This is a genomic window from Mucilaginibacter terrigena (assembly GCF_004168255.1).
GTDB classification, from domain to species: Bacteria; Bacteroidota; Bacteroidia; order Sphingobacteriales; family Sphingobacteriaceae; genus Mucilaginibacter; species Mucilaginibacter terrigena.
The window spans coordinates 226,580-249,246 of the sequence record NZ_SEWG01000005.1 but is presented as its reverse complement, the minus strand read 5'-3'; the positions used below and the strand labels follow the sequence as shown (position 1 = coordinate 249,246).

Annotated in this window: 20 protein-coding genes and 1 pseudogene; 11 read left to right on the top strand and 10 right to left on the bottom strand. The window is 44.2% G+C overall.

Going from position 1 to position 22,667, the window contains the following annotated elements; translation table 11 throughout:
* Window positions 1-118 precede the first annotated feature (118 nt).
* The 3 genes from EWM62_RS13870 to EWM62_RS13860 all read left to right on the top strand — a co-directional run bounded on the left by EWM62_RS13870 (window position 119) and on the right by EWM62_RS13860 (window position 5,021).
* Window positions 119-454 carry a PadR family transcriptional regulator gene (locus tag EWM62_RS13870; protein ID WP_129877267.1) on the top strand — a complete coding sequence of 112 codons (336 nt, stop codon included), beginning with the start codon at window positions 119-121 and terminating at the stop codon, window positions 452-454.
* A gap of 22 nt (window positions 455-476) precedes the next feature.
* Window positions 477-2,138, top strand: coding sequence for a PspC domain-containing protein (locus EWM62_RS13865; protein WP_129877266.1), 1,662 nt, complete (start codon window positions 477-479; stop codon window positions 2,136-2,138).
* A 435-nt stretch (window positions 2,139-2,573) separates the two neighbouring features.
* A complete protein-coding gene (locus EWM62_RS13860; RefSeq protein ID WP_129877265.1) occupies window positions 2,574-5,021 on the top strand; it encodes an outer membrane beta-barrel family protein in 2,448 nt (815 codons plus the stop codon).
* Between the two features lie 158 nt (window positions 5,022-5,179).
* Here the strand turns inward: EWM62_RS13860 and EWM62_RS13855 are convergent, their stop codons facing one another.
* Window positions 5,180-7,681: a M14 family metallopeptidase gene (locus tag EWM62_RS13855; RefSeq protein WP_129877264.1), complete on the bottom strand. Its 2,502-nt coding sequence runs from the start codon at window positions 7,679-7,681 to the stop codon at window positions 5,180-5,182.
* A gap of 100 nt (window positions 7,682-7,781) precedes the next feature.
* Here EWM62_RS13855 and recQ point away from each other — a divergent pair, with 100 nt between their 5' ends.
* Entirely contained in the window at window positions 7,782-9,923 is a 2,142-nt protein-coding gene (gene recQ, locus EWM62_RS13850) for a DNA helicase RecQ (RefSeq protein ID WP_129877263.1), read from the top strand.
* Between the two features lie 19 nt (window positions 9,924-9,942).
* The gene (locus EWM62_RS13845) at window positions 9,943-11,301 is read left to right on the top strand and encodes a UDP-N-acetylmuramoyl-tripeptide--D-alanyl-D-alanine ligase (protein WP_129877262.1); all 1,359 of its coding nucleotides are present in this window, start codon (window positions 9,943-9,945) and stop codon (window positions 11,299-11,301) included.
* A 197-nt stretch (window positions 11,302-11,498) separates the two neighbouring features.
* Here the strand turns inward: EWM62_RS13845 and EWM62_RS13840 are convergent, their stop codons facing one another.
* Entirely contained in the window at window positions 11,499-12,638 is a 1,140-nt protein-coding gene (locus tag EWM62_RS13840; RefSeq protein WP_238989347.1) for an NAD(P)/FAD-dependent oxidoreductase, read from the bottom strand.
* Between the two features lie 110 nt (window positions 12,639-12,748).
* Between EWM62_RS13840 and EWM62_RS13835 the strand changes: the two genes are divergently transcribed.
* Both EWM62_RS13835 and EWM62_RS13830 read left to right on the top strand, forming a co-directional pair.
* Entirely contained in the window at window positions 12,749-13,465 is a 717-nt protein-coding gene (locus tag EWM62_RS13835; RefSeq protein WP_129877260.1) for a zinc metallopeptidase, read from the top strand.
* A gap of 304 nt (window positions 13,466-13,769) precedes the next feature.
* Window positions 13,770-14,594, top strand: coding sequence for an ion transporter (locus EWM62_RS13830; RefSeq protein WP_129877259.1), 825 nt, complete (start codon window positions 13,770-13,772; stop codon window positions 14,592-14,594).
* A 109-nt stretch (window positions 14,595-14,703) separates the two neighbouring features.
* On the opposite strand, the gene apaG is transcribed toward EWM62_RS13830, so the two are convergent.
* Window positions 14,704-15,090 carry a Co2+/Mg2+ efflux protein ApaG gene (gene apaG / locus EWM62_RS13825; protein WP_129877258.1) on the bottom strand — a complete coding sequence of 129 codons (387 nt, stop codon included), beginning with the start codon at window positions 15,088-15,090 and terminating at the stop codon, window positions 14,704-14,706.
* 46 nt (window positions 15,091-15,136) lie between these two features.
* Window positions 15,137-16,129 carry a tRNA dihydrouridine synthase DusB gene (gene dusB, locus EWM62_RS13820; RefSeq protein WP_129877257.1) on the bottom strand — a complete coding sequence of 331 codons (993 nt, stop codon included), beginning with the start codon at window positions 16,127-16,129 and terminating at the stop codon, window positions 15,137-15,139.
* A gap of 37 nt (window positions 16,130-16,166) precedes the next feature.
* Here dusB and EWM62_RS13815 point away from each other — a divergent pair, with 37 nt between their 5' ends.
* The 4 genes and pseudogenes from EWM62_RS13815 to EWM62_RS13800 form a co-directional block, all read left to right on the top strand.
* Window positions 16,167-17,111, top strand: a complete 945-nt coding sequence (locus tag EWM62_RS13815; protein WP_129877256.1) for a CPBP family intramembrane glutamic endopeptidase — start codon at window positions 16,167-16,169, stop codon at window positions 17,109-17,111.
* Complete coding sequence (locus tag EWM62_RS13810) at window positions 17,092-17,304, top strand: putative signal transducing protein (RefSeq protein ID WP_129877255.1); 213 nt, start codon at window positions 17,092-17,094, stop codon at window positions 17,302-17,304. The genes EWM62_RS13815 and EWM62_RS13810 overlap by 20 nt, the downstream gene beginning before the upstream one ends.
* Window positions 17,301-18,143 (top strand): phosphatidate cytidylyltransferase, encoded by an 843-nt coding sequence (locus EWM62_RS13805; protein ID WP_317127816.1) that lies wholly within the window; start codon window positions 17,301-17,303, stop codon window positions 18,141-18,143. The genes EWM62_RS13810 and EWM62_RS13805 overlap by 4 nt, the downstream gene beginning before the upstream one ends.
* 26 nt (window positions 18,144-18,169) lie before the next feature.
* Window positions 18,170-18,823: pseudogene (locus EWM62_RS13800) on the top strand (phosphatidylserine decarboxylase family protein); the annotation flags it as partial.
* Window positions 18,824-19,343: 520 nt separating this feature from the next.
* Here EWM62_RS13800 and rplS read toward each other — a convergent pair.
* The 6 genes from rplS to EWM62_RS13770 all read right to left on the bottom strand — a co-directional run bounded on the left by rplS (window position 19,344) and on the right by EWM62_RS13770 (window position 22,643).
* On the bottom strand, window positions 19,344-19,691 hold the full coding sequence (rplS, locus tag EWM62_RS13795) for a 50S ribosomal protein L19 (RefSeq protein ID WP_129877254.1): 348 nt from the start codon (window positions 19,689-19,691) through the stop codon (window positions 19,344-19,346).
* Window positions 19,692-19,894: 203 nt separating this feature from the next.
* On the bottom strand, window positions 19,895-20,569 hold the full coding sequence (trmD, locus tag EWM62_RS13790; protein WP_129877253.1) for a tRNA (guanosine(37)-N1)-methyltransferase TrmD: 675 nt from the start codon (window positions 20,567-20,569) through the stop codon (window positions 19,895-19,897).
* An 87-nt stretch (window positions 20,570-20,656) separates the two neighbouring features.
* Complete coding sequence (locus EWM62_RS13785; protein ID WP_129877252.1) at window positions 20,657-21,040, bottom strand: VOC family protein; 384 nt, start codon at window positions 21,038-21,040, stop codon at window positions 20,657-20,659.
* Between the two features lie 22 nt (window positions 21,041-21,062).
* Window positions 21,063-21,263, bottom strand: coding sequence for a helix-turn-helix transcriptional regulator (locus EWM62_RS13780; protein ID WP_129877251.1), 201 nt, complete (start codon window positions 21,261-21,263; stop codon window positions 21,063-21,065).
* Window positions 21,264-21,274: 11 nt separating this feature from the next.
* Complete coding sequence (locus EWM62_RS13775; RefSeq protein ID WP_129877250.1) at window positions 21,275-22,177, bottom strand: hypothetical protein; 903 nt, start codon at window positions 22,175-22,177, stop codon at window positions 21,275-21,277.
* A 22-nt stretch (window positions 22,178-22,199) separates the two neighbouring features.
* On the bottom strand, window positions 22,200-22,643 hold the full coding sequence (locus tag EWM62_RS13770; RefSeq protein ID WP_129877249.1) for a hypothetical protein: 444 nt from the start codon (window positions 22,641-22,643) through the stop codon (window positions 22,200-22,202).
* Between the last annotated feature and the right edge of the window lie 24 nt (window positions 22,644-22,667).

The following is a 22,667-nucleotide window of genomic DNA, read 5'->3' as shown; positions in this document are numbered from 1 at the left end:
AAATTAAAAAGTAAAAAAAGATGCTTTTTGATGAAAATAATTTTTAAAAATAAAAAAAAGATAAAAAATATAGTACTATGTATTGCATAATACATTCTAAAACATATATCTTTGTAATATGATTGTTGAAAATACACAAACCCAAATGAGGAAAGGCATACTGGAGTACTGCATACTTTCCATAATAGCAAAGGGCGAGATCTATGCCTCAGACATAATTGCTGAGCTTAAGAAGGCCCGGCTGCTTGTAGTTGAGGGTACGCTATACCCTTTATTAACCCGTTTAAAAAACAATGGCCTGCTCTCATACAACTGGGTGGAGTCGACATCGGGGCCGCCACGCAAATATTATGTGTTAAGCGATGACGGCCGCAAGGTGCTTGAGCAGCTTGACGGCACCTGGCAGGAACTGGCATTTGCCGTGCAAACCGCTATTGGCGACAGAAACAATTAAAAACCATTAATTATCACCCATCATGAATAAAACTATCATCATAAATATAAACGGCATCGTTTTTCATATAGAGGAAGATGCCTACGAGATACTGAAAAATTACATGACCGATGTACAGCGTCATTTTTTAAATTCGGCGGATAGCCTGGAGATCACAACTGATATTGAGAACCGCATAGCAGAAATGTTTAACGAGATTTTGCTTAAAGAGGGCAAACAGGTTGTAGTTATACAGGATGTTAAAACCGTTGTTGAACAAATGGGCTCGGTTGAGGATTTTGAAGTAGAGGAAGGTGGTGCAAAACCACATATGCAGCAAGCCTTTACCTATAGCAGCGAGCCACGCCGCTTGTTCCGCGATCCTGACGACCATCTGGTTGCCGGCATTTGCTCGGGCATTGCCAATTACTTTGATTTTAACCCGGTATGGGTACGCCTGCTATTTGCCTTAAGTGTTGTTTTTGCAGGTACCGGTTTTATACTATATATAATACTGTGGATAGTTGTGCCTAAAGCCGTTACCCGCGCCGACCGCATGGCCATGAAAGGCCAGAAACTGGACCTGCAGGGATTTAAGAATAATTTTGAGGAAGAAATAAGCGGGGTACGCCATAACCTCTCTAATCTGCACCAGGAAGCCCGCCCGTTAATATACAAAACCCGTGATTTTGCCGGCGATATTTTTGGCCACTTTGGCAACTTTTTAGGTGGTGCCGGTAAAGTTATAGGCAGGCTTATAGCCATAGGCATCGTAGCCGCCTGTTTTGCCGGTATTGTATTTACCATTGGCGCTGTAGTTGTAGCTATAGTTACCGGCCATGGTGGCATCTATCATGCCTTTCCGTTCACGTTAACCACCGACAGGATAAGCAGCATATTTCTGGTATGCGCCGTGTTAATGGCAGTTATACCGTTATTGGCAATAATACTGGCTATATTAACATATGTGTTTAATACTAAAAGCATTGGCCGCACTATTGCCTCAACTTTATTAATGTGCTGGATAGTGGCATTAAGCGTGGTTATATACTACTCTGTTAAGATCTCCGCCGAGTTTAAATCAAGCGCCAGCTACAGCCGTACCGTAAATATTGCACCGATGGCCGATAGTACTTATCATTTAACGTTGAATGCTATTAAATTCATGACAGCAGAGGATAGTATCCGTTATGATATTAAAGGCTTTAAAGGTGGTGTTATCCTTGATGACAATGACAATGATTTTGATTCGCCTAATTCAACAGCATATATTACTGTTGAGCGTGGAGATGTAAAACAACCGGTGCTGATAGAATCATTTAGCGCCCGTGGCGGAGATTACCAGGACGCTTTAACTAATGCACGTGCCATAATTTACCATTTTGAACAAATTGGCAATGTGTTAAAGTTTAACCGCCGTTTTGACAAAGGGGCAGACCGCAGGTGGCGCAACCAGGATGTAAGGCTTACTTTAAAATTACCGCTTAATGCCAAACTTATTATTGATGAGGAGCTTGACAGCATGTTAAGTGGTATAAACGTTTACGATTGTAAACGCGATAACAAAAAAGAAGCTGCACCATCGGCAACATTCATTATGACTGATAACGGCCTGCAATGTAAGGTAGATACTTTAGTTATCCCACAAACACCAAAACAAAAAGCTGCTGCAGATAGCGCTGCAAGGGCAAACGAAGAACAATAATGAAAACTATTATAAAATATATAAGCCTGCTGTTATTCAGCGGGCTTATATTACCTTTTTATAATTCGCCCTGCGTTAAAAAAACAGGGGTGGCACATAATGCAAAGGCCAATACTGCCTTCAACAAAACGCGCCCGGGGAATGACGGGCAAATACGATACTTTATATATCAGGATATCGCAGAATTGCTTTTGCCTGAATCCGAAAATTGAAATTTGAGTGTAACCTTTTCCGCTGATTAACATCTTAACATAAACGACAATTACATGCCCACCCTGTGGCCGGCATACAACATAAACCCATACCTATGCAAACACCTACACCAGCTATAACATAAGCCGCGCGGGTTAACCGCAATACAACAAACTTACGCCCATTCAAAAAAAACGAAGGAACATCCTTCGCGGGGCTTTTATTGCCTAAATTTTTTTACTCATGAAACAAATTACTAAACTATTATATATCCTGTTCATCCTGTTAACTGCCGCATCTGTTAATGCACAGCAAACTAAGCCAACAGCCAGCGTATCGGGCTTGTTGCATAACGAACAGGAAAAGCCTTTGGACTACGCTACCGTAACCCTGTTAAGAGCAAAAGATTCATCGGTTGTTAAAGGCACACTTACTAACGATGCCGGTAATTACCTGATCGATCGTGTTACTGCCGGTAAATACATTATCAAAGCAACCAATGTTGGCTACCAGCCAACCTTTAGCGCGGCTTTTGAAGTAAGCGCTGCCCAGCCAGCCGTTAACGCACCTCTTATAAAAATGCGGCAAAGCAGCCGCACACTGCAGGGTGTAACGGTAACATCATCAAAACCCCTTATCGAACGCAAGCTTGACCGTACGGTAATGAACGTAGAAAACAGTGTGCTTGCCGCTGGCAACTCGGCATTAGAGATACTGGAACGCGCCCCCGGTGTTACTATTGATAAGGACGATAACATTACCCTGAAAGGCAAACAGGGTGTAACCGTGATGATAAACGATAAGCTCACTTATCTTTCGTCGACACAATTAGCGGCATTGCTGCGTTCTACCGATGGCACAACGATACAATCTATCGAGATCATCACCAACCCATCTGCCAGGTACGATGCTTCGGGCAACTCGGGCATCATCAACATTAAACTAAAAAAGAACAAACAAAGCGGTACCAACGGCAGCTTAACTGCAGGGGTTGCTTACGGTAAAAACTTTAGGGATAATACCAGCCTTAACCTGAACCATAAAGTGGGCAATTTAAGTGTGTTTGGTACGCTTAGCCATGGCGACCTTACCCGTGAAAACATAATTGATATTAACCGCACAGTAATAAGTGGGCCTACTACAACTTATTTTATGCAAAATACACTAATGAAAAGGAAGCTGCACTATAACAACTTTCGTGTTGGTGCCGATTATAACACATCATCAAAAAACACTTTAGGGTTTGTGGTAAGCGGAGATCATACCAACGAATACAATAACAATAAAAGTGTTACTAAGATTGGCTCAACCCCTTTTGTTGTAGATTCGGTACAGAATACCCCTACAAGCGTAAATCAAACATATCGCAATATTGCTGTAAACCTGAATGATAAATTGGTTATAGATACCAGCGGACAAGAAATAAGTATAGACCTGGATTACTCCAAATTTAAAAACAATTCATTCGCCAATAACGATACCTACTTTTTCCTTCCCGATGGCAGCGTACAGCATCCGTCGCTTTTCTTACGCAACCAAACCCCGTCGAGCATTAGGATTTATACCGGCAAGGTTGATTATACTTACCCTATAAACAAAACCCTTAAACTGGAAGCAGGCATAAAGGCAAGCTCGGTTAAAACAGATAACGACCTGCGCGCCGAAATTGAAAGTAGTGGCACGTTTATAAATGATACTTCGCGCACCAACCGCTTTGTGTACGACGAAAGCGTGAGCGCGGCATACTTTAATCTGGGCCAAACATTCAAAAACACATCGGTGCAAATTGGCTTGCGTGCCGAACGCACCGTATCAACCGGTAATTTAATAACCTACAGCCAGGTGGTTCACCGGTCGTATCTTGATCTGTTCCCAAGTTTATTCATCAATCAAACTATTTCTGCCAAACATGAGGTGGGCTTCAATTTCAGCAGGCGTATCGACAGGCCTGACTACGATAACCTTAACCCGTTTGTGTATTACCTTGATCAATACACCTACGAAAAAGGTAACCCTTTTCTTAAACCACAATACACCAACTCGTTCGAGCTTAGCTACACTTATAATAAAAACATCAACGTTACCTTGGGGTACAGTCACACTACCGATGCAAGCGTAGATGTTTTATATACCGATACCGTTAAAAAAGCCACCTACAAAACCAACGAAAACCTGCAAACCCGGGATAACTACAACATCAATATCAATACACCGTATACTATTACCAAATGGTGGACAGGAAACCTGGATGTTACCGGCTTTTACCAAAAATTTAAATCAGCATCTTTATATGGCAGCATGCTTAGCAATGGGCAAGCCGCTTTCCAGGGACGCGCTACCCAAACATTTTTGGTGCCGGGTTACAAATTCGAATTATCGGCCTTTTACCAGTCGGCTTCAAGTTACAGCATATTTAAGCTTAAATCGCAATATGCTGTTGATGCTGGTGTAAGCCATTCGTTTTATAAAAAGAAAATGAATATCAAATTAGCTGTGTCAGATATATTTAATACCCGCAAAAACAGGCTGTCTACCGATTACGGAAGCACAAACCTTAACCTGGTACAGAAAAACGAAACCCGCGTAGCCCGCCTAACCTTTACCTACAATTTTGGCAACAGTAAAATTAAGGCGCGCAAACACCAAACCGGCGCCGAAGACGAAAAGGGAAGGGTGAAGAGCGGAGGATAAAAGCCCAGCCCCCCAGTCCCTGAAGGGGGAGCTTTTGACACGCATAAAGCCCTTTGATATTTGTCAAAGGGCTTTATTATGTTCCCCTCCAGGGCGTTAGAGGGTTTGCTCCCCCTTCAGGGGGCTGGGGGGCTTCGGCTGGAGGCTTGCTTGTCGGTTTATTGCCCCACCATAAACACAGCGTTGCTAAACAGCAGTTTTCCATTCTCCCAAAAACTGCGGAATAAGGGGTCGTCTACTATATATACGACTGAGCCGCGGCCAAGCGATTGAACGCCCAGCAACAGGCCATTGTTAATTTTCTGTTTGGATTGAAAGCCGGCGAAACCCGCTACATATCCGTTTTTCTCTATCGTTCCAACGTTCCAATCATCTTCGCCAAGCAATTCGTAAATATCATCGCTTAGCTTTAACGAGTAATAATAATTAGGGAAGCCAAATGCCAGCGGATGGGTATTATCCATATTCAGCTTAAAAATTGCGCCCGGTATGCTCGAGCGGATGGCATCCCTGTTGCGGTCGGCATAGATCTTTATTGTTGATCTGCCTTTTGATTCCGCCTTATCCTCTTTCTTGTTTTCTTTCTTTTTGATGCTAAACCCCTTTTTGTCAACCAGCGAAGAAACCGCGTTTTCCATGGCAATCAGCTTCCCGCCATCGCGCACCCAGTTATGTAAATTGTCAGATGACAAATCGTTGTACCTTCCATCGGGCATTATCAGCACATCAAAATCACCAAGCTTTATCCTGTTGATATCCTGGTAGCGTATAAGATTAATGGGATACCCTATCTGTTGCTCAAAAAAGTGCCATACCTCGCCCATCGCTTCCGAGTTTATACCGTCGCCGGTAACCAATGCCACACGCGGCTGGCGTATAAAGCGTACATCGTCCGACCCGATATCCGACCCTTTATCAACAAACCCCGATGACAATGGTGTTATTTCGTGCTCCATATCGGCAGCTGTTTGGGTAACCACCTGGTCAAAATCAATTTTTTCGTTCCCAGCGCGCGTTATGATCAATGACCCGGCCGTAAACTTTTTGCCCTGTGCTTCAAAAGGGGTTTCGGCATAGCGCACCTTTATCTTTTTCTTCAACAAGGCCGACAGGAATCTTACATCGGCAATTGATTGCCAGGCCGAAACATACGCATACGCTTTTGTTTTGGTAAGCGGCTGTTGTTTTACCACGCTCCATGTACTTGCTGCCGGTTTGTACGAATCTTTTAACCCGTATGCCTTTAAACCGTAGGCATAAGGCAATGCCCATGCGGTAATATCATAAGTGGCCGAATCGGGGATAAAGGTTTTGGGTTCCAGCAGCACATGCAGCAATACAGATTTTGGTTGATAGGCATTAACTACCAAATCGTTGGCGCTTACATTGTACTGCTCCGTTAGTCCGGTAAAATAATTATACCCGGTTACCGATTTATTGGCCAATCCGTAGCCGTATTGGATGCCGTTACGGGCAAACATTTTTGCCAGTTCGTTTACCTTTTCGTTATTATCGTTTTTAATAACGTATGTTTTATATTCTCCCGGCGGGTTCTGCCGGCTGTTATCATAAAACCGCTTAAACTCATCCACCACTTTTTGAGCATGCTCTGATACTATTTCGACTGTGCTTAAACCGGTGGTGCGATGATGCGATACGCGTTGGGCCAAAGTAAGCGTATCGCCGTTACGGGTAACCACCGCCAGGCCGGCGCTTATGCCGCCTTGCTCGTAGGTCATCCCTATGGCACCGTTATATAACGGATAAGTATCCCCGTACGATGGATAAAGCAGGTCAAATTCCTGCTTGGTGAAATACATCCACCCGTTTTGGTCAAAATATTTCGCGTTGTTTTTTCCTATCGTCACCTGGAAATCGCGCTGCCATTGGGTAATATCTTTGTGGTATGGTTCGGCGGCAGGGGCAAAATAGTAAGGGTTATTGTATCCCTGCTCATGAAAATCAACATGCACTTCGGGTAGCCATTTGTTAAATAAGCCTACACGCGCCTGCGTTTCTTTTTGGGCTTGCCATGCCCAATCGCGGTTCAGGTCGAAATAATAATGGTTTACGCGCCCGCCCGGCCATGGTTCCATATGCTCGCGCGATGTGGGGCTTGCATCGGGCACCATCCCACGCACCGAGTTATAGAAGTTTGTATAGCGGTCGCGGCCATCGGGGTTAAGGCAGGGGTCAATAACCACCACGCTGTTGGTTAACCATTGTTTTGTGCGGGTATTGGCAGGGTCAACCAGGTCAAATAAGGTCCACATCGCGGCCTCGCTCGATGCGGGCTCGTTACCATGCACATTATAACTTAGCCAGGTAATCACCGGCGAGTTGGGTGATACAGCCCCACTTTCCATCCCGGCAATACGCAGGTTATTATGGCGGATCTCATCCAGCCGTTTAATGTTCTCTTCAGATGCAATGAACATGGCTATCAGCGGCCTGCCCTCGTTGGTTGTTCCAAACTGCTGCAGCTCAACATTTTTGGCAACGCCGGCAACGTATTTAAAATATTCTACCACACGGTAATGCGGTGTAAATTTTTCACCTGCTTTGTATCCTAAAAATTCGGCGGGAGATTGTATTTGCTGCGCGAAAGTGCTTTGGCCGTAAAGCGCTATTATAATTATAAGGAGTAGCTTTTTTAACATGTATTAAATGCTTGTGTCAGTAAAGGCTAATCTAAAGATATTTTTTTGAGGTTTCATCATCAGGCTATTAATTCAAATCTGCACATTTGCATACAACGTAATGACACCTATACAAGCGCTTCAAAAATATTTCGGATACAACCAGTTCAGGCTTTCGCAGGAAGCTATCATCAACCACGTTTTAAACAAACAAGATACGCTGGTGCTGATGCCTACCGGCGGCGGTAAATCGCTTTGCTACCAGCTGCCCGCTGTATTGTTGGATGGACTTACCATTGTGATATCGCCCCTTATTGCATTAATGAAGGACCAGGTTGACAGCCTAAACCTAACAGGTATCCCCGCGGCATTCCTCAACTCCAGCCAAAGCCCGGATGAGCAAAAGGATATCGCCATTCAACTAAAAAATAACGAAATAAGGCTTCTGTATGTAGCCCCCGAACGTTTATTTGGCACCGATAACCGCATGATGGCGTTCCTGAAAACGCTGAACGTGGTACAGATAGCGATTGATGAGGCACACTGCATCTCGCAATGGGGCCACGATTTCCGCCCCGAATACTTGATGCTGGCCGGTTTAAAAAACGAGTTCCCTAATGTGCCCGTCATAGCCCTTACCGCCACTGCCGATAAGCTTACCCAAAAAGACATACTGGAAAAGTTAAATCTTCATCAACCTGCGGTTTTTATCTCATCTTTCAACCGCGAGAATATCACGTATAGGGTCAACCCAAAAAAGAACAGCTTTAACCAGCTGCTTAATTTTCTGGATGCCCGTAAAGAGGACTCGGGCATCATTTATTGCCTGTCGCGGAAGTCGACAGAGGCTTTAGCCGAAGACCTGAAGGAAGAGGGCTACGCTGCCGAAGCCTACCACGCCGGGCTTACCAACGAAGTTAAAGCACGCAACCAGGAAGCATTTTTGAAAGACGAGATCAAGATCATCGTAGCCACCATTGCCTTTGGTATGGGCATTAACAAAAGCAATGTGCGCTACGTGGTGCATACGGACCTGCCCAAAAACATAGAGGGCTATTACCAGGAAACCGGCCGTGCAGGCCGTGATGGTTTGGCATCAGATGCCCTGCTGTTATACTCGCCCGGCGACGCTATGAAACTGCGCGGTTTTGCCACGGTAGAAAACAACAAAGAGCAAAGCGCTATTATGCTTAAAAAGCTGGACGATATGGTAAACTATTGCCAGCTGCATGCCTGCCGCCGACAGTTTTTGATGCATTATTTTGATGAGCCGTTCCCGGATAACTGCGGCTCATGCGATTTTTGCCTCAGCGAGTTTGTAAAGTTCGATGGCACACTCTTAGCACAAAAAGCGCTCTCGGCAGTTGCAAGGTTAAAGGAGAAATTCGGCCTGACCTATGTGGTACACTTCTTAGTTGGCGCAAAAAGCCAGCGGATATGGGAGGAGCATAAGCTATTAAAAACATATGGTGCAGGGGCAGACATTAGCCGGGCCGACTGGCAGCGCTACCTGCGCGAGCTGATAGCCCAGGGCTTTTTACGCATCAGCGAAGACGGTTACTCGGCTTTACAGCTTACACCAAAAAGCGAAGCAGTATTAAAAAGCGAGCTAAAAGTTGAACTGATAGCATCAGAAGTTACTACCGAACAGGAGCAAGAAACGTTAAGCTACGAAACCGAACTACTTGCCAACCTGCGCAAAACGCGCCAGGAAATTGCCGTTGGCGAAAACCTGCCGGCATATATTATCCTGTCGGATGCTACCCTGCTGGAAGTTGCTACCTACCTGCCCCAAAAAATGGATGAACTAAGACTAATATCCGGCTTTGGTGATGTAAAGCTGGCCAAATACGGGCGGGAATTTTTGGCGATCGTTAATAGTTACAGCCAGGAAAAAGGCTTAACATCGCGTATAACGCAAAAATCTGCAAAGCGGGAACGCAAAGCAAAACCAAAAAGCGGTAAAGTATCGGATACGTTCATGGCGACTTATTTGCTGTATAAAGAAGGTAAAAGTGTTACCGAAATTTCGCAGGAACGGGGTTTATCCCCAACGACAATTGAGGGCCATTTAAGCCGTTTTGTACAAACCGGCGAACTGGATGTATACGAATTTGTTAATGAAAGCAAGATAGCCGCGATAAAGGATGCCGTTGAAAGTTATGGCAGCCTGATGTTGGCGCCCCTTAAAGAAGTTTTGGGAGACGCATATAGCTACGGCGAAATAAAGGCAGTTATTGCCTGGATGAATAGAGAAGTGTAATTTAGATTACAGATTTATCATGAAAACTACCATTGAACAATTATATCAACTCTACCTGCAGCACCCTGTTATCAGCACTGATACCCGTAAAATAGCGCCGGGCAGCCTGTTTTTCGCGCTAAAGGGCGATAAGTTTGATGCTAACACCTTTGCCGAACAAGCTATCGAAGCCGGTGCGGCTTACGCGGTTATTGATAACGCTGAATATGCCCTTGGTGAAAAGTTTTTACTGGTTGACGATGTATTAACCGCGCTGCAGGATCTGGCAAGGCACCACCGCAGCCAATTAGGCATTCCTGTTATAGGGCTAACGGGCACTAACGGTAAAACCACTACTAAGGAACTGATCAATGCCGTGTTATCGCAACGATTTAAAACATTGGCCACACAGGGCAACCTGAATAACCATATAGGTGTACCGTTGACTATTTTGACTATCGATAGTTCGCACCAAATGGCGGTGATAGAAATGGGCGCCAACCATCAAAAAGAAATAGCGCTGCTTTGCACAATAGCACAGCCAACACATGGTTTGATAACCAATGTAGGCAAGGCCCATTTAGAAGGTTTTGGCGGTGTTGAGGGTGTCAAAAAAGGCAAAGGTGAATTATACGATTATTTAGCCCGCTCCGAAAGTCAGGGCGATGGGAAGTCCGTAAGTCGGATTGCATTTGTAAACAGCGATGATAAAACCTTACTGGAAATGCAGGAAGCCCGGGAATTATCAAATGTGGTTTACTATGGCAAAAATACCTATTCCGATAATTTAGTGAGCGGTAAACTATTGGATAACTCGCCGTTCCTAACCTTAAAATGGCATGATCGTAAAAGCTCGTCGTATAATGTAAAGTCGCAATTAACCGGTTCTTATAACCTGGATAATATATTGGCTGCCATATGTATCGGCTGCTTTTTCGGGTTAGATTCTGATGAGATAAACCAGGGGATAGAAGGCTACCAGCCCAAAAACAACCGCTCGCAGATCACAAAAACGGCTACAAACACGCTTATATGCGATTTTTACAATGCCAACCCAAGCAGTATGTTTGTGGCTATCGAAAATATGGACAAGGTACAGGCATCCCACAAAGTAATGATACTGGGCGATATGTTTGAAATGGGTGCCGAATCGGCTGTTGAGCATACCTCGGTTATAAAAAAAGCCATGGGCGCGCAGGTGGATGAGCGCATTTTTATTGGCAAGGATTTTTCGAGCCAGCAAACCGAAGTGGAGAATACCGCACTTATCAATACTACCTTTTACCTTACCGCGGAAGATGCCATTATCGGATTAAAGCAAAACCCCATAACCAACGCTACTATATTAATAAAAGGATCGCGCGGGATGGCTTTGGAGAGGCTTGTCGAATTGTTTTAAATGTGTTCATGATTGGAAAAGCACAAACATCTGGCTTTCAACCGATTATACGATTTATTAATTTGATCAAAATCCAATCAGTTAATAATCAATTGATTATGAAAAGCACATGTAGCATTTACAATCGTGAACGTGAACACGCAAACCGCTGTAATTAAGATATTTGCGATTTTTAAAGATTTTAAATTGTAAAATAATCAAACCTTAAGCACCAATTCCGCTACCTCTTCCCCAACCAAACTACCCATGGCTACGCCCATGCCATTGCAGCGTACCGCGCAAAATATGTTGGGTTCCAGTTGCTTTACTATTGGCTTTATCTCGTCGCCAAAGCCCATAATGCCACTCCACCAGTAATCGATCTCGGCGTTTTGGCCGGGCAGGATAACTTGGTGCAGGTAATTGGTTAGCTTTTGTTTAACAGTATCGGTGTGCCCAAATTCAGGTGTTTCTTCAGCTGCAAAATCCAGGTTGCGGCCACCGCCAAAAAGTATACGGCCATCTATATTGCGGAAATAGTAATACCCTTCATTAAAATGATAGGTGCCCTTTATTTTTAAGCCAGGAATAGGCTTTGTAACCAATACCTGCCCGCGGCCGGGGGTAACTTGCAGCTTGGGATAAAGCTGTTTGGCAAAAGCATTGGTAGCCATAATAACCTTACTGGCTTTAAAGTTTCCCTGCGGGGATGTTAACAGAATATGGTCGCCGTTATTATGGATAGACAAGATCTCGCATCCGTTCAACACCAAAACATCCAGTGCATGAACCTTATTCAGCAAGGCCCGCATCATTTTACCGGTATGGATCTGCCCCTCAAATGGGTTATAGATTATGCTGCCCACGCCTTTAAAACCAAAATCGGCAATTTTAGCATCCGCAACTGCATAAATGTCATGCCCGTCAATGCCCGGTTTCAATAGTTTATTTAGGCGTTCGATGTTATCCTGCGCCTCTTGTGCGCTGGCTTCCTCATCGTGCATAAACAACTCATAGCCGCCGTACTGGTGATAGTCAATATTTTCATCGCCAAGGTTTTGCCTAAGGCGCTGCAGGCCGCGCCATTTATAATTGGCCAGTTGCACAACCTCCTCTTCAGTGGAATGTTTAAGCGCTTCCAATTGCTCGGAAACGGTACCAAAGCAAGCAAAGCCGGCGTTTTTTGTACTTGCGCCGCTGGGCAAAAAGCCGCGTTCTAAAACCAGCACCTTCAGCGTTGGTCCCCGGGTTTTAAGGTGAAGGGCGGCACTTAACCCCACAATGCCGCTGCCAATAATGATCACATCGGCATTATCAACAAACGCGGTACGCTCCCAGTACGAAAAGTTATTTGACATCATTCAAAAGTAAAAATTCAAAATTCAAAAACGCGATTTCAGAAAGCATTTGCGTTTTAACTTAATGTGGAATGCTTTTTGAATTGCTGTTTTTATAAAACTATTGAAAAATGATGAACCTATTATTTGTTTCCTATAATTCTGCCTGGCTGCTAATGATAGCAATTGCCCTGGTAAGCTTTATTGTGCAATGGCGTTTCAAAAGTAAATTTAAACAATATGCCGAAATGCCTTTACTCTCCGGTCTGTCTGGCAAGGATGTGGCCGAGCGCATGCTGAAAGACAACGGCATTTACGATGTGCAGGTAACTTCTGTTGAAGGCCAGTTGACCGACCACTATAACCCCGAAAATAAAACTGTTAACCTTAGCCCCGATGTGTACCACAGCCGCAGTGTTGCTGCGGCCGCAGTTGCGGCGCACGAATGCGGCCACGCCGTACAACATGCTAAAGCCTACAGCTGGCTTAGCTTCCGCTCGGCAATGGTGCCTGTAGTAAATGTGGCATCAACCTTAACCCAGTGGACACTGATGATAGGCGTTATGCTGCTGTTTTTTACCCACAACGTTTTTGTGCTGGCTATTGGCGTTGGCGCGCTGGCATTGGTAACCCTGTTCAGCTTTATAACATTGCCGGTAGAGTTTGACGCCAGTCAGCGTGCCTTGGCCTGGTTAAATAATAACTACACCGTTATGCAAACACGCGAGGAACATGAGCAGGCCAAAGATGCCCTTTGGTGGGCCGCCATGACCTATGTTGTAGCTGCTTTAGGCGCACTGGCAACCCTGGTTTACTACGCGTCGTTTTTATTTAACCGCAGGAACTAAGTCTTTTTAGATAGGATTAAAGACAAAGGATAAGATAAAAACGCCCCGAATTTACCGGGGCGTTTTTTGTTGGCTTGTAACAAACTAATACTATACTTCGTCATGTATATAGTAAATGAAATTAGCAGGCTGATATGCCCCAATAAATATAACCGGTTAGCAACGGTAAGCAGTAGTTTTTTAGTTTAATTAGTTTAGTGTTGAAGGCTGCCTTAAGGGCGGCCTTTTTTGTAGCCCCCCGCCCCCCTGAAGGGGGAGCTTTTGATTTGCACACAATACATTGCATATTGTGTTATCTTTAATAATGGCATCAACCGAAACCAAAAAAGACTGGCGTTTTAAACTGCACGAGATCATCTACGAATCTAACACGCGTGCGGGCAAGGCTTTTGATGTTGGCCTGCTAATAGCCATATTTACCAGCATTATTGTGGTGATGTTGGATAGCGTAGAAAGCATTCACCAGCAGTACGGGCATACATTTAAATATGTTGAATGGGTTTATACGGCGTTGTTTACCATTGAATATACGCTGAGGCTGGTCAGTATAAAAAGACCTTGGAAGTATGTATTTAGTCCCTTAGGCATTATTGACCTTATTGCGCTGATCCCATCTTATCTAAGTATATTTTTTATCGGCGCACAGTCGTTGCTGGTATTCAGGGCCTTGCGATTACTGCGGGTGTTCAGGATCTTTAAGCTGAGCCGCTTTTTAACAGAGATCAATTTTTTAACGGTAGCGCTGAAAGGTAGCCTGCGTAAGATCAGTATTTTCCTGCTTACGGTGTTGTCGCTCACGGTAATACTGGGCTCGGTGATGTACCTGGTAGAGCAGCGCGAGAACGGATTTTCCAACATTCCCGAAAGTATTTACTGGGCTATTGTTACCATTACCACAGTTGGTTATGGCGATATCGCCCCCGTCACAGCTACCGGAAAATTCGTAGCTTCGATAGTAATGCTGATAGGTTACGCCATAATTGCTGTACCCACCGGGATCTTAACCCATGATCTTGCAACCGCGGCACGCCAGAAAAAGGAACTTCCCGAAGCCTGCCCCACCTGCGGCCGCGAAGGGCACGATGGCGATGCTACCTTTTGCAAATTTTGTGGCTCGGCTTTGTTGTAAAACAAAGGTATTCGTTCGGGATGACAGGATAGTAATTTCGGCAACAAAAAGCCCCGGCATTTCTGCCGGGGCGTATATTCTATTCCCCCTTCAGGATGTTAGGGGTCTGCTAATTCAACCTGTAAGGTGCAATCAGGTAAAATTCGGGGATCTGTACATTAAAAACCGAGTTATCCAGCAGGCGCTCCATCTGGTATTCGCCTTTCATGCTGCCCATATCTGTTTTAAGGTTACAGCCGCTTACATACTCGTGCGAGCTGCCCGGCTCAATAACAGGTTGCAGGCCCACAACGCCTTCGCCTTCAACTTCGCGCTTGGCCCCGTTCGAGTCGAAGATATACCAGTGCCTGCTTACCAAGCGTACGGCATAATTGCCCATATTCTCTATATTCACCTTATAGGCAAACATAAAATGATCATTCATGGGGTTTGAATACTCGGGTTGGTAAATTGTTTCAACTGAAACCTTAACACCTTCAGTTATGGTAGTGGCCATTGTTTATTGTAACGTTATATTCAAATATATAGCATACAAACAAATATTACGCCATTTCAAAAGCATATTTTTTGTCAACCTGCGCTAAAATATCCATTATTTCTTCGATGGTAGCAGCAGTAACCAGTTGCATACGGTATTCTTTAAAGTCGGGTACGCCTTTAAAATAGTTGCTGTAGTGGCGGCGCATTTCAAAAATACCCGTTCTAAGGCCTTTCCATTCTATCGATTTTTGCAGGTGCGTTTTGCAAACCTCAATGCGTTCGGCAATGGTTGGCTTATCCAGGTGTTCGCCGGTTTTAAAATAGTGTTTAACCTCGCGGAAAATCCACGGATAACCTATAGCCGCGCGGCCAATCATCATCCCATCCACACCATATTCAATGCGCCAGTTAGCCGCCTTCTCGGGCGAATCGATATCCCCGTTACCAAAAATGGGGATCTTTATTCTCGGGTTCTTTTTTATCTGGCTTATCAGCGTCCAGTCGGCAACGCCTTTGTACATCTGCGCGCGTGTGCGGCCGTGTATGGTCAAAGCCTTTATACCTACATCCTGAAGCCGTTCGGCAACTTCGTAAACGTTTTTGGTGTTATCATCCCAGCCCAAGCGGGTTTTAACGGTAACGGGCAAATGGGTGGCATTTACAACCGCTTTGGTCATGGCAACCATTTTGTCAATATCCTGTAAAAGGCTGGCACCTGCACCACGGCAGGCTACCTGTTTAACAGGGCAGCCGTAATTAATATCCATCAGGTCGGGCCCGGCCAGCGAGGCTATCTCAGTAGCTTCGCGCATGTGGTCGATATCGCTTCCGAAGATCTGGATACCTATCGGGCGTTCGTATTCAAAAATATCAAGTTTTTGACGGCTCTTGGCCGCATCGCGGATCAACCCTTCGGACGAAATAAATTCCGTGTACATCATATCCGCGCCATTTTGCTTGCACACGTAACGGAAAGGAGGATCGCTCACATCTTCCATCGGCGCCAGCAACAGCGGGAACTCTCCTAAATCAATATTTCCTATTTGTACGGACATCGGTTATATTCGTGCAAATTTACGAAATTTAAGCTAAATGATGAAAAGCCCGGTAAATCACCTATCCCCGGCTAAGCAATTCCTGCTTTTTGTAGCTGTATTTGCAGGGGTATTTGTTGCTTGCAATATATTGGGCTTTGTAGTTATTGCGGTGTTTTTCGGGCTAAAAATATTGACCGATATTGGCACGGCTAATTTTAGCAATCCGCAAACATTACGCGCCCTTTATATATTGCAGATACTTGCTATGACCCTGCCCATTTTTTTGGGCCCCTGGGTTTTTAGTAAATGGGTAGTAAAAAACACGGAAGAATATCTTAGAACAAATAAGCGCTTCCACCTTATTTTACTGGCGTTGGTTTTTGTGATAATGATGGTGTCTGTACCCCTGATAGAGGTGCTGGGTAATTTTAACCAGGGTTTGGTACTTCCAAAATGGTTAAAGGGGTTGGAAGATTGGATGCGGGCTTCTGAAAAAGCAGCCGAACTGCTTACCGCAGCCATTTTAAAAATGAACACCATTTGGGATGTAATAAAAAACGTTATCCTGTTAGGTGTTTTAACCGCCATTGCCGAGGAAATTATGTTTCGCGGTGTGTTACAAACTATTTTACATAAATGGACCAAAAATATTCACGCATCTATCTGGATAGGCGCGGCTTTATTCAGCGCGTTTCATATGGAGTTTTATGGCTTTTTGCCACGCATGTTGCTGGGTGGCATTTTCGGTTATTTAGTGGCATATAGTGGCAGTATCTGGCCTGCCATATGGGGGCATTTTTTAAACAATAGCACTATTGTGGTGGTAACATATTTGTATCAGAAAAACATTATTACACTAAACCCCGAAGACACGAATGTATTTAATACCCCTATCTACCTGTTTAGCCTGATAATTATTATAATTTTGCTGATAGTTTATAAAAAGGTAGCATTGGATAAAAAACTTAACCCTGTAGTAAATGGAGAAAAATTGGGTTAAAATTTATACTTCATCCAATTTCTATCAGTCGGAGATCATCAAACAGGTGCTTACCGGGTACCAGATAGATGCTGTATTGTTTAACAAGCAGGCATCATCGCACCAGGCTTTTGGCGATATTGAAGTGTATATACACCAGGAAGATTTTAGCCGCGCTATTGAAATAATGATATTGAACCAAATTAATTTATGATGAAGACACGCGCCATAACGGGCTTTTTTTTTACCATAGTGATGATTGGCTCCTTTTTACTGGGGCACAATGTGTTTGGCGCATTTTATTTATTGCTAAGCGGCTTTTGCCTGTACGAGTTTTATACGCTTATTAAGAAAGAGACAGCCGCCCCTAATATAGTTGCAGGCTTGCTAAGCGGGGCGCTTATTTACGCGGCGTTTGCCTTTATTACTTATGACGCATCATTAACCCCGGCCGGCGAAAGCAGTATGCGAATAGGCCACACGCTGTTGTTTTTGGTTCCCCTGGGCGTGATCATAGTATTTATCTTCGAGCTGTTTAAAATTTCCGTTGCACCTTTTGCCAATATTGGCTATACCCTTTTAGGTGTAGTGTTTGTGGTAATACCTTTTACATTTTTTCATGCGTTGGCCTATGTAAGCGGACCTTACACTGTTCATATCCCGCTGGGCTTTTTATTACTGCTATGGAGTAACGATACCGGGGCTTACCTGGTAGGGATGAGCATTGGCCGTACCAAGCTTTTTGAACGCCACTCGCCAAAAAAAACCTGGGAAGGCTTTATTGGCGGCGTAGTTATCAGTGCCGCGGTTGGCTATATCATCAGCCTTTATTTCCCTGAACTTAGCTGGAAGAACTGGGTGTCTGTGGCCATCCTTATTTCCTGCTTCGGTACGCTGGGAGACCTGGTAGAATCTATGTTTAAGCGCAGCATCAACATCAAAGATTCGGGCACCATACTGCCAGGCCATGGGGGCTTGCTGGATAGGTTCGACGGGTTGCTGCTGGCAGCGCCTGTTGTATATACTTACTTATACTTCGCTGTAAATGTTTAATTTTGTAGAAACTTATTACCCTATATATGACTTTTCATAAAGAAGGATATACATCACTTGCCCTTACGGTGCTGTTCATATTTGTATTGAACGCACTTATCTCATTTTATTTCCCGGATGCACATGTTGTAAAATGGATAGTTTACATCTTGTCGTTTTTGCTGTTTGTAACCATTGTGCAGTTTTTCCGCAGCCCTATTTTACACATTAGCGCCGAAGAATCGCAGGTGCTTTGCCCTGCAGATGGTAAAGTAGTAGTAATTGAAGAAACGGAAGAAACCGAATTTTTTAAAGACAGGCGCATTCAACTATCGGTATTTATGTCGCCGGTTAACGTGCACGTAAACCGCAACCCAATAAGCGGGGTTGTTAAATATTTTAAGTACCACCCGGGCAAATACCTGGTGGCATGGCATCCCAAATCATCAACCGAGAACGAACGTACCACCGTTGTAACCGAAAATAGCGAAGGCACCCAGGTATTATTCCGCCAGATAGCAGGCGCGCTTGCCCGCCGTATTGTATGGTATGTAAAAGAGGGCGATGTGGTTGAACAGGGCCAGCAATTTGGCTTTATAAAATTTGGGTCGAGGGTGGACATTTTCCTGCCGCTGGGTACCAAAATAAATGTAGAGCTGAACCAGGTAGTAAAAGGCGGCCGTACGGTTTTGGCCGAATTGTTAAACAACGCTGCATTGCCCGATGAAACATCGGATGTGGTGAACGAAACTATCCCCGATCACACTGAACCTTTAAGCGAAGAGCATGGCGAAGAAACCCTGGTGATAGAACACGAGCCGAAAAAAGAAAAACCGGCAGCCGAAAAGAAACCCGCAGCTAAAACCGAACCTGCAAAAAAGCCCGTGGCTAAACCAAAAGCAGTAAAAAAGGACGATAAGAAATAAGCGTTTTTAAATATATTTTTAAGCCTCTGTGTATTTGCACAGGGGCTTTTTTGTGGTGCACATAACCTGCACGTCATTGCGCGGAGCGTGGTGACAAAGCAATCTCCCGATAGAAAATGGTAATGCAGGGCGTTGAAGCTTAGTTCAGAGATTACTTTGTGCCCCTCAATGATGCGTAGTGTTAAGCGTGGGGAAGAAGGGCGCCATCACATCCCAATCAACGCAAAAAAACCCGCCCGTATAACGGGCAGGTTCTGTAAATTTTATATGTATCCGCCTTGCGGCGAAAAGATAATTAAACCCTTTTTGATTTGATACGGGCTGCTTTACCGGTAAGGGCACGCAGATAGAACAATTTAGCGCGGCGTACTTTACCAACACTGTTTACTTCTATTTTATCGATGTTTGGAGAGTTGATAGGGAAAATACGCTCAACACCTATACCGTTAGAAACCTTACGTACGGTAAAAGTTTCGCTGTTGCCAACGCTGTTACGCTGTAAACAAACACCCTGGTAAAGTTGGATACGTTCTTTATTACCTTCTCTGATCTTATAATGCACACTAACAGTATCACCAGCCTTAAACGACGGGAATGTATTTTTAACTACTGATTGCTCTTCTACAAATTTTACTAAATCCATGATTTTAAGCTCTTAAAGCGATTTTTAACCCGTAAAAATCGGAGTGCAATAATAAGGATATTATTTTGAATTTGAAAACGTATTTTAAAAATTTCCACAAATTGTGTTTTGTCCACAAATTGGGGGCTCCAGCCTCCTGAACGAGGAGCATTTGAATGGCCTGAACTTTCTAAATCAGGTTCCCTTTTTAGGGGATTGGGGTGCTAATCCAAGAGATCGGGCCTGCGGATTTTGGTGCGCTCAAGGGCTTGTTCAAAACGCCATTTTTCAACCTCAGGGGTGTTGCCGCTTAATAATACAGCGGGTACTTTATGCCCGTTCCAGTCGGCAGGGCGGGTGTAAACGGGGGCATCCAGCATATCGTCCTGGAAAGAATCAGACAAGGCTGATGTTTCGTCGCTCAGTACGCCCGGGATCAGCCTCACCACGGCATCAACCAGTACCGCAGCGGGCAGTTCGCCGCCTGACAGCACATAGTCGCCTATCGAGATCTCGCGGGTAACGTAAATGTCGCGGATGCGCTGATCGATCCCTTTGTAATGCCCGCAAAGTATCATGATGTTTTTTTTGATAGACAGCTGGTTAGCTATCCCCTGGTTAAGGGTTTCGCCATCGGGGCTCATAAAAATGATCTCGTCGTATTCGCGCTCGCTTTTTAGTTTCTCGATACAGGCCGCGAAGGGTGGTATGGTCATTACCATGCCGCTGCCGCCGCCGTACGGGTAATCGTCAACGCTTTTTTGCTTTCCGGTGGCGTAATCGCGCAGGTTGTGCACCACAATTTCGGAGATGCCCTTTTTTTGCGCGCGCTGTAAAATAGAATGGGCAAAGGGACTTTCCAGCAAACCTGGCAAAACAGAGATGATATCGAAACGCATGGGGCAAATTTAGTGATTAGTGATTGGAGAATAGAGATTAGTTTTAATCTGGGTTCTTGAATCCTGAATCTTGCTGTCTTGATTCTTCTAAATCTTCTTCTGTATTTGCCAGCAATGGCCAAAGGGATCGATGATATCGCCCTGGCGGTATCCGTAATCAAAATCCTGTACGGGCGATGTGATCTTTGCCCCGGCAGCCACTGCCTGGTTAACCACGGCGTCTACATCATCTACAAATATATTTACCGACACAGTGCTTGCGCCGGCCTTTTGCGGACTTACCAGTTTGGTTTTCCATTGTTCGTGTAAATGAAACGTTGCCCCGTTCATGGAAAGCTCTGCTACATGGATGGTGCCATCGTCGTTACTAAAGCGGCGTATCTCTTCGGCACCAAAGGCTTTGGTGTAAAAGCTTACATCTGTTAACCCGTTAGGGACGATAAGCATGGGTGCAAATATTGGTGTGGCCATATGCTAATTTAGTTAATAGTTGCTAATCACCATCTTCCAGTTCAAAAATAGCTTCAACAGGTTTATCAAAAACCCTTGCAATTTTTAAGGCAAGCACGGTTGACGGTACGTATTTATTACTTTCGATGGTGTTGATGGTTTGCCGGGATACGCCTATTGCTGCGGCCAGGTCGGCCTGGGTAATGTTTTTTATAGCGCGCTCTACACGCAATGTGTTTTTCATGTTTGCGCGGGTTATAAAAGGTTAAGATTTAAACGGCTTCTTTCACTGTCTTCCTGCCGGATCTTATATAACCGGTAATGAAACACGATCAAAAATATGGTTGGGATGGTAGCCAGGTTAAATACCAGTACGTATAAAAATCCCAGGCCATAAACCGCAAAATTCCCAATTAAAAGTATAGCGTAATTTACATATACGGCTATTTGCATAGCATTTAGCCTTATGGTATTTATATATTCGTCCTCTTCCTTCTCTTTAGAGTAAACCCACAACAACATCACCAACGGCAAAAGGTAAGCGACCGAAAGTTTATTTTCGTCAACCCCGGCTAAATTTGCAATTATAAGCCCCGTGAATAACCCTACGGACAATATTATGCCCAGGATGCGGTATGGCTTATAGGATAAAAATCTCAGCGGCTTTATCTCATATTCTTCCTTGTTTTTATATAACAAATAGTAAAACCTTACTATCAGGATAACCAAAGGCATAAACAGGTTGTATACAGTAAAGGTTAGGTTATCTGAAGCGAACGATACAATGCTCCCGATACTTGTAATATGCACAATGGTATTTATAACAGCAAAAACTACAAGCACACCGTACCAGCAAAAATTTACCAGTATTGACCAATATAACGCATTAAGCCTCATTTTTGCCGTTAATTCATCCTCTGTCTTTTGCTTACTAAACGCTATTAAAAGCAGCCCGGTAATCACCATGGTTAGCGCAAGTTCGTTGGTAAAGTTTTCTGAAGCTGATAAAAAGAGCGAGCTCTTTTCCCGCAGTACCAATTCAAAGCCCGGAATATTATAGTCGTTGTAAACAACCTGGTAGCCCAGTACAAAGCCGGGTAACGCCAAAAGCCATCCCAATAGCTTAAAGCGGTGTGGAAATAATAATCGTGATCTCATGCCTGTAAAGTTTATAGTATGATTATGATAGGTCTGTTTCTTTTCCTGCATCCCTGTTCAGACGGTATATCATCCAGCGGAAACGGATAATAAAAAATATCAGCGGCGCCCATACGGCGGTTAAGATGATATGCATCAATTCCATGGTGTTGGCAAGCACAACACAAACAGCCAGCATAAAGTAGTTTAGGTACACCGCCCATTGTAACGATTCTAACCTGATGAGTGTAATGTGCTCGTCTTCTACCTTTTCTTTAGAGAAGGCGATAAATAGCAATCCCCCAAGTATCAGCAAGGCGGTAATGTCATGCCAGGTCTTTATCCCTGGTATTGTTGTATGGTGGATGGATTGCATGCTTACCTGTGGATGAATGATCCTGATCAGGATAGCACATAAAATTATTATCGCAAAGCATAGGTACCCTATACTTCTAAAATAATGCGGGAAAAGGAATCGTGATCTCATGGTTGTAAAGTTTGATTTACCAAA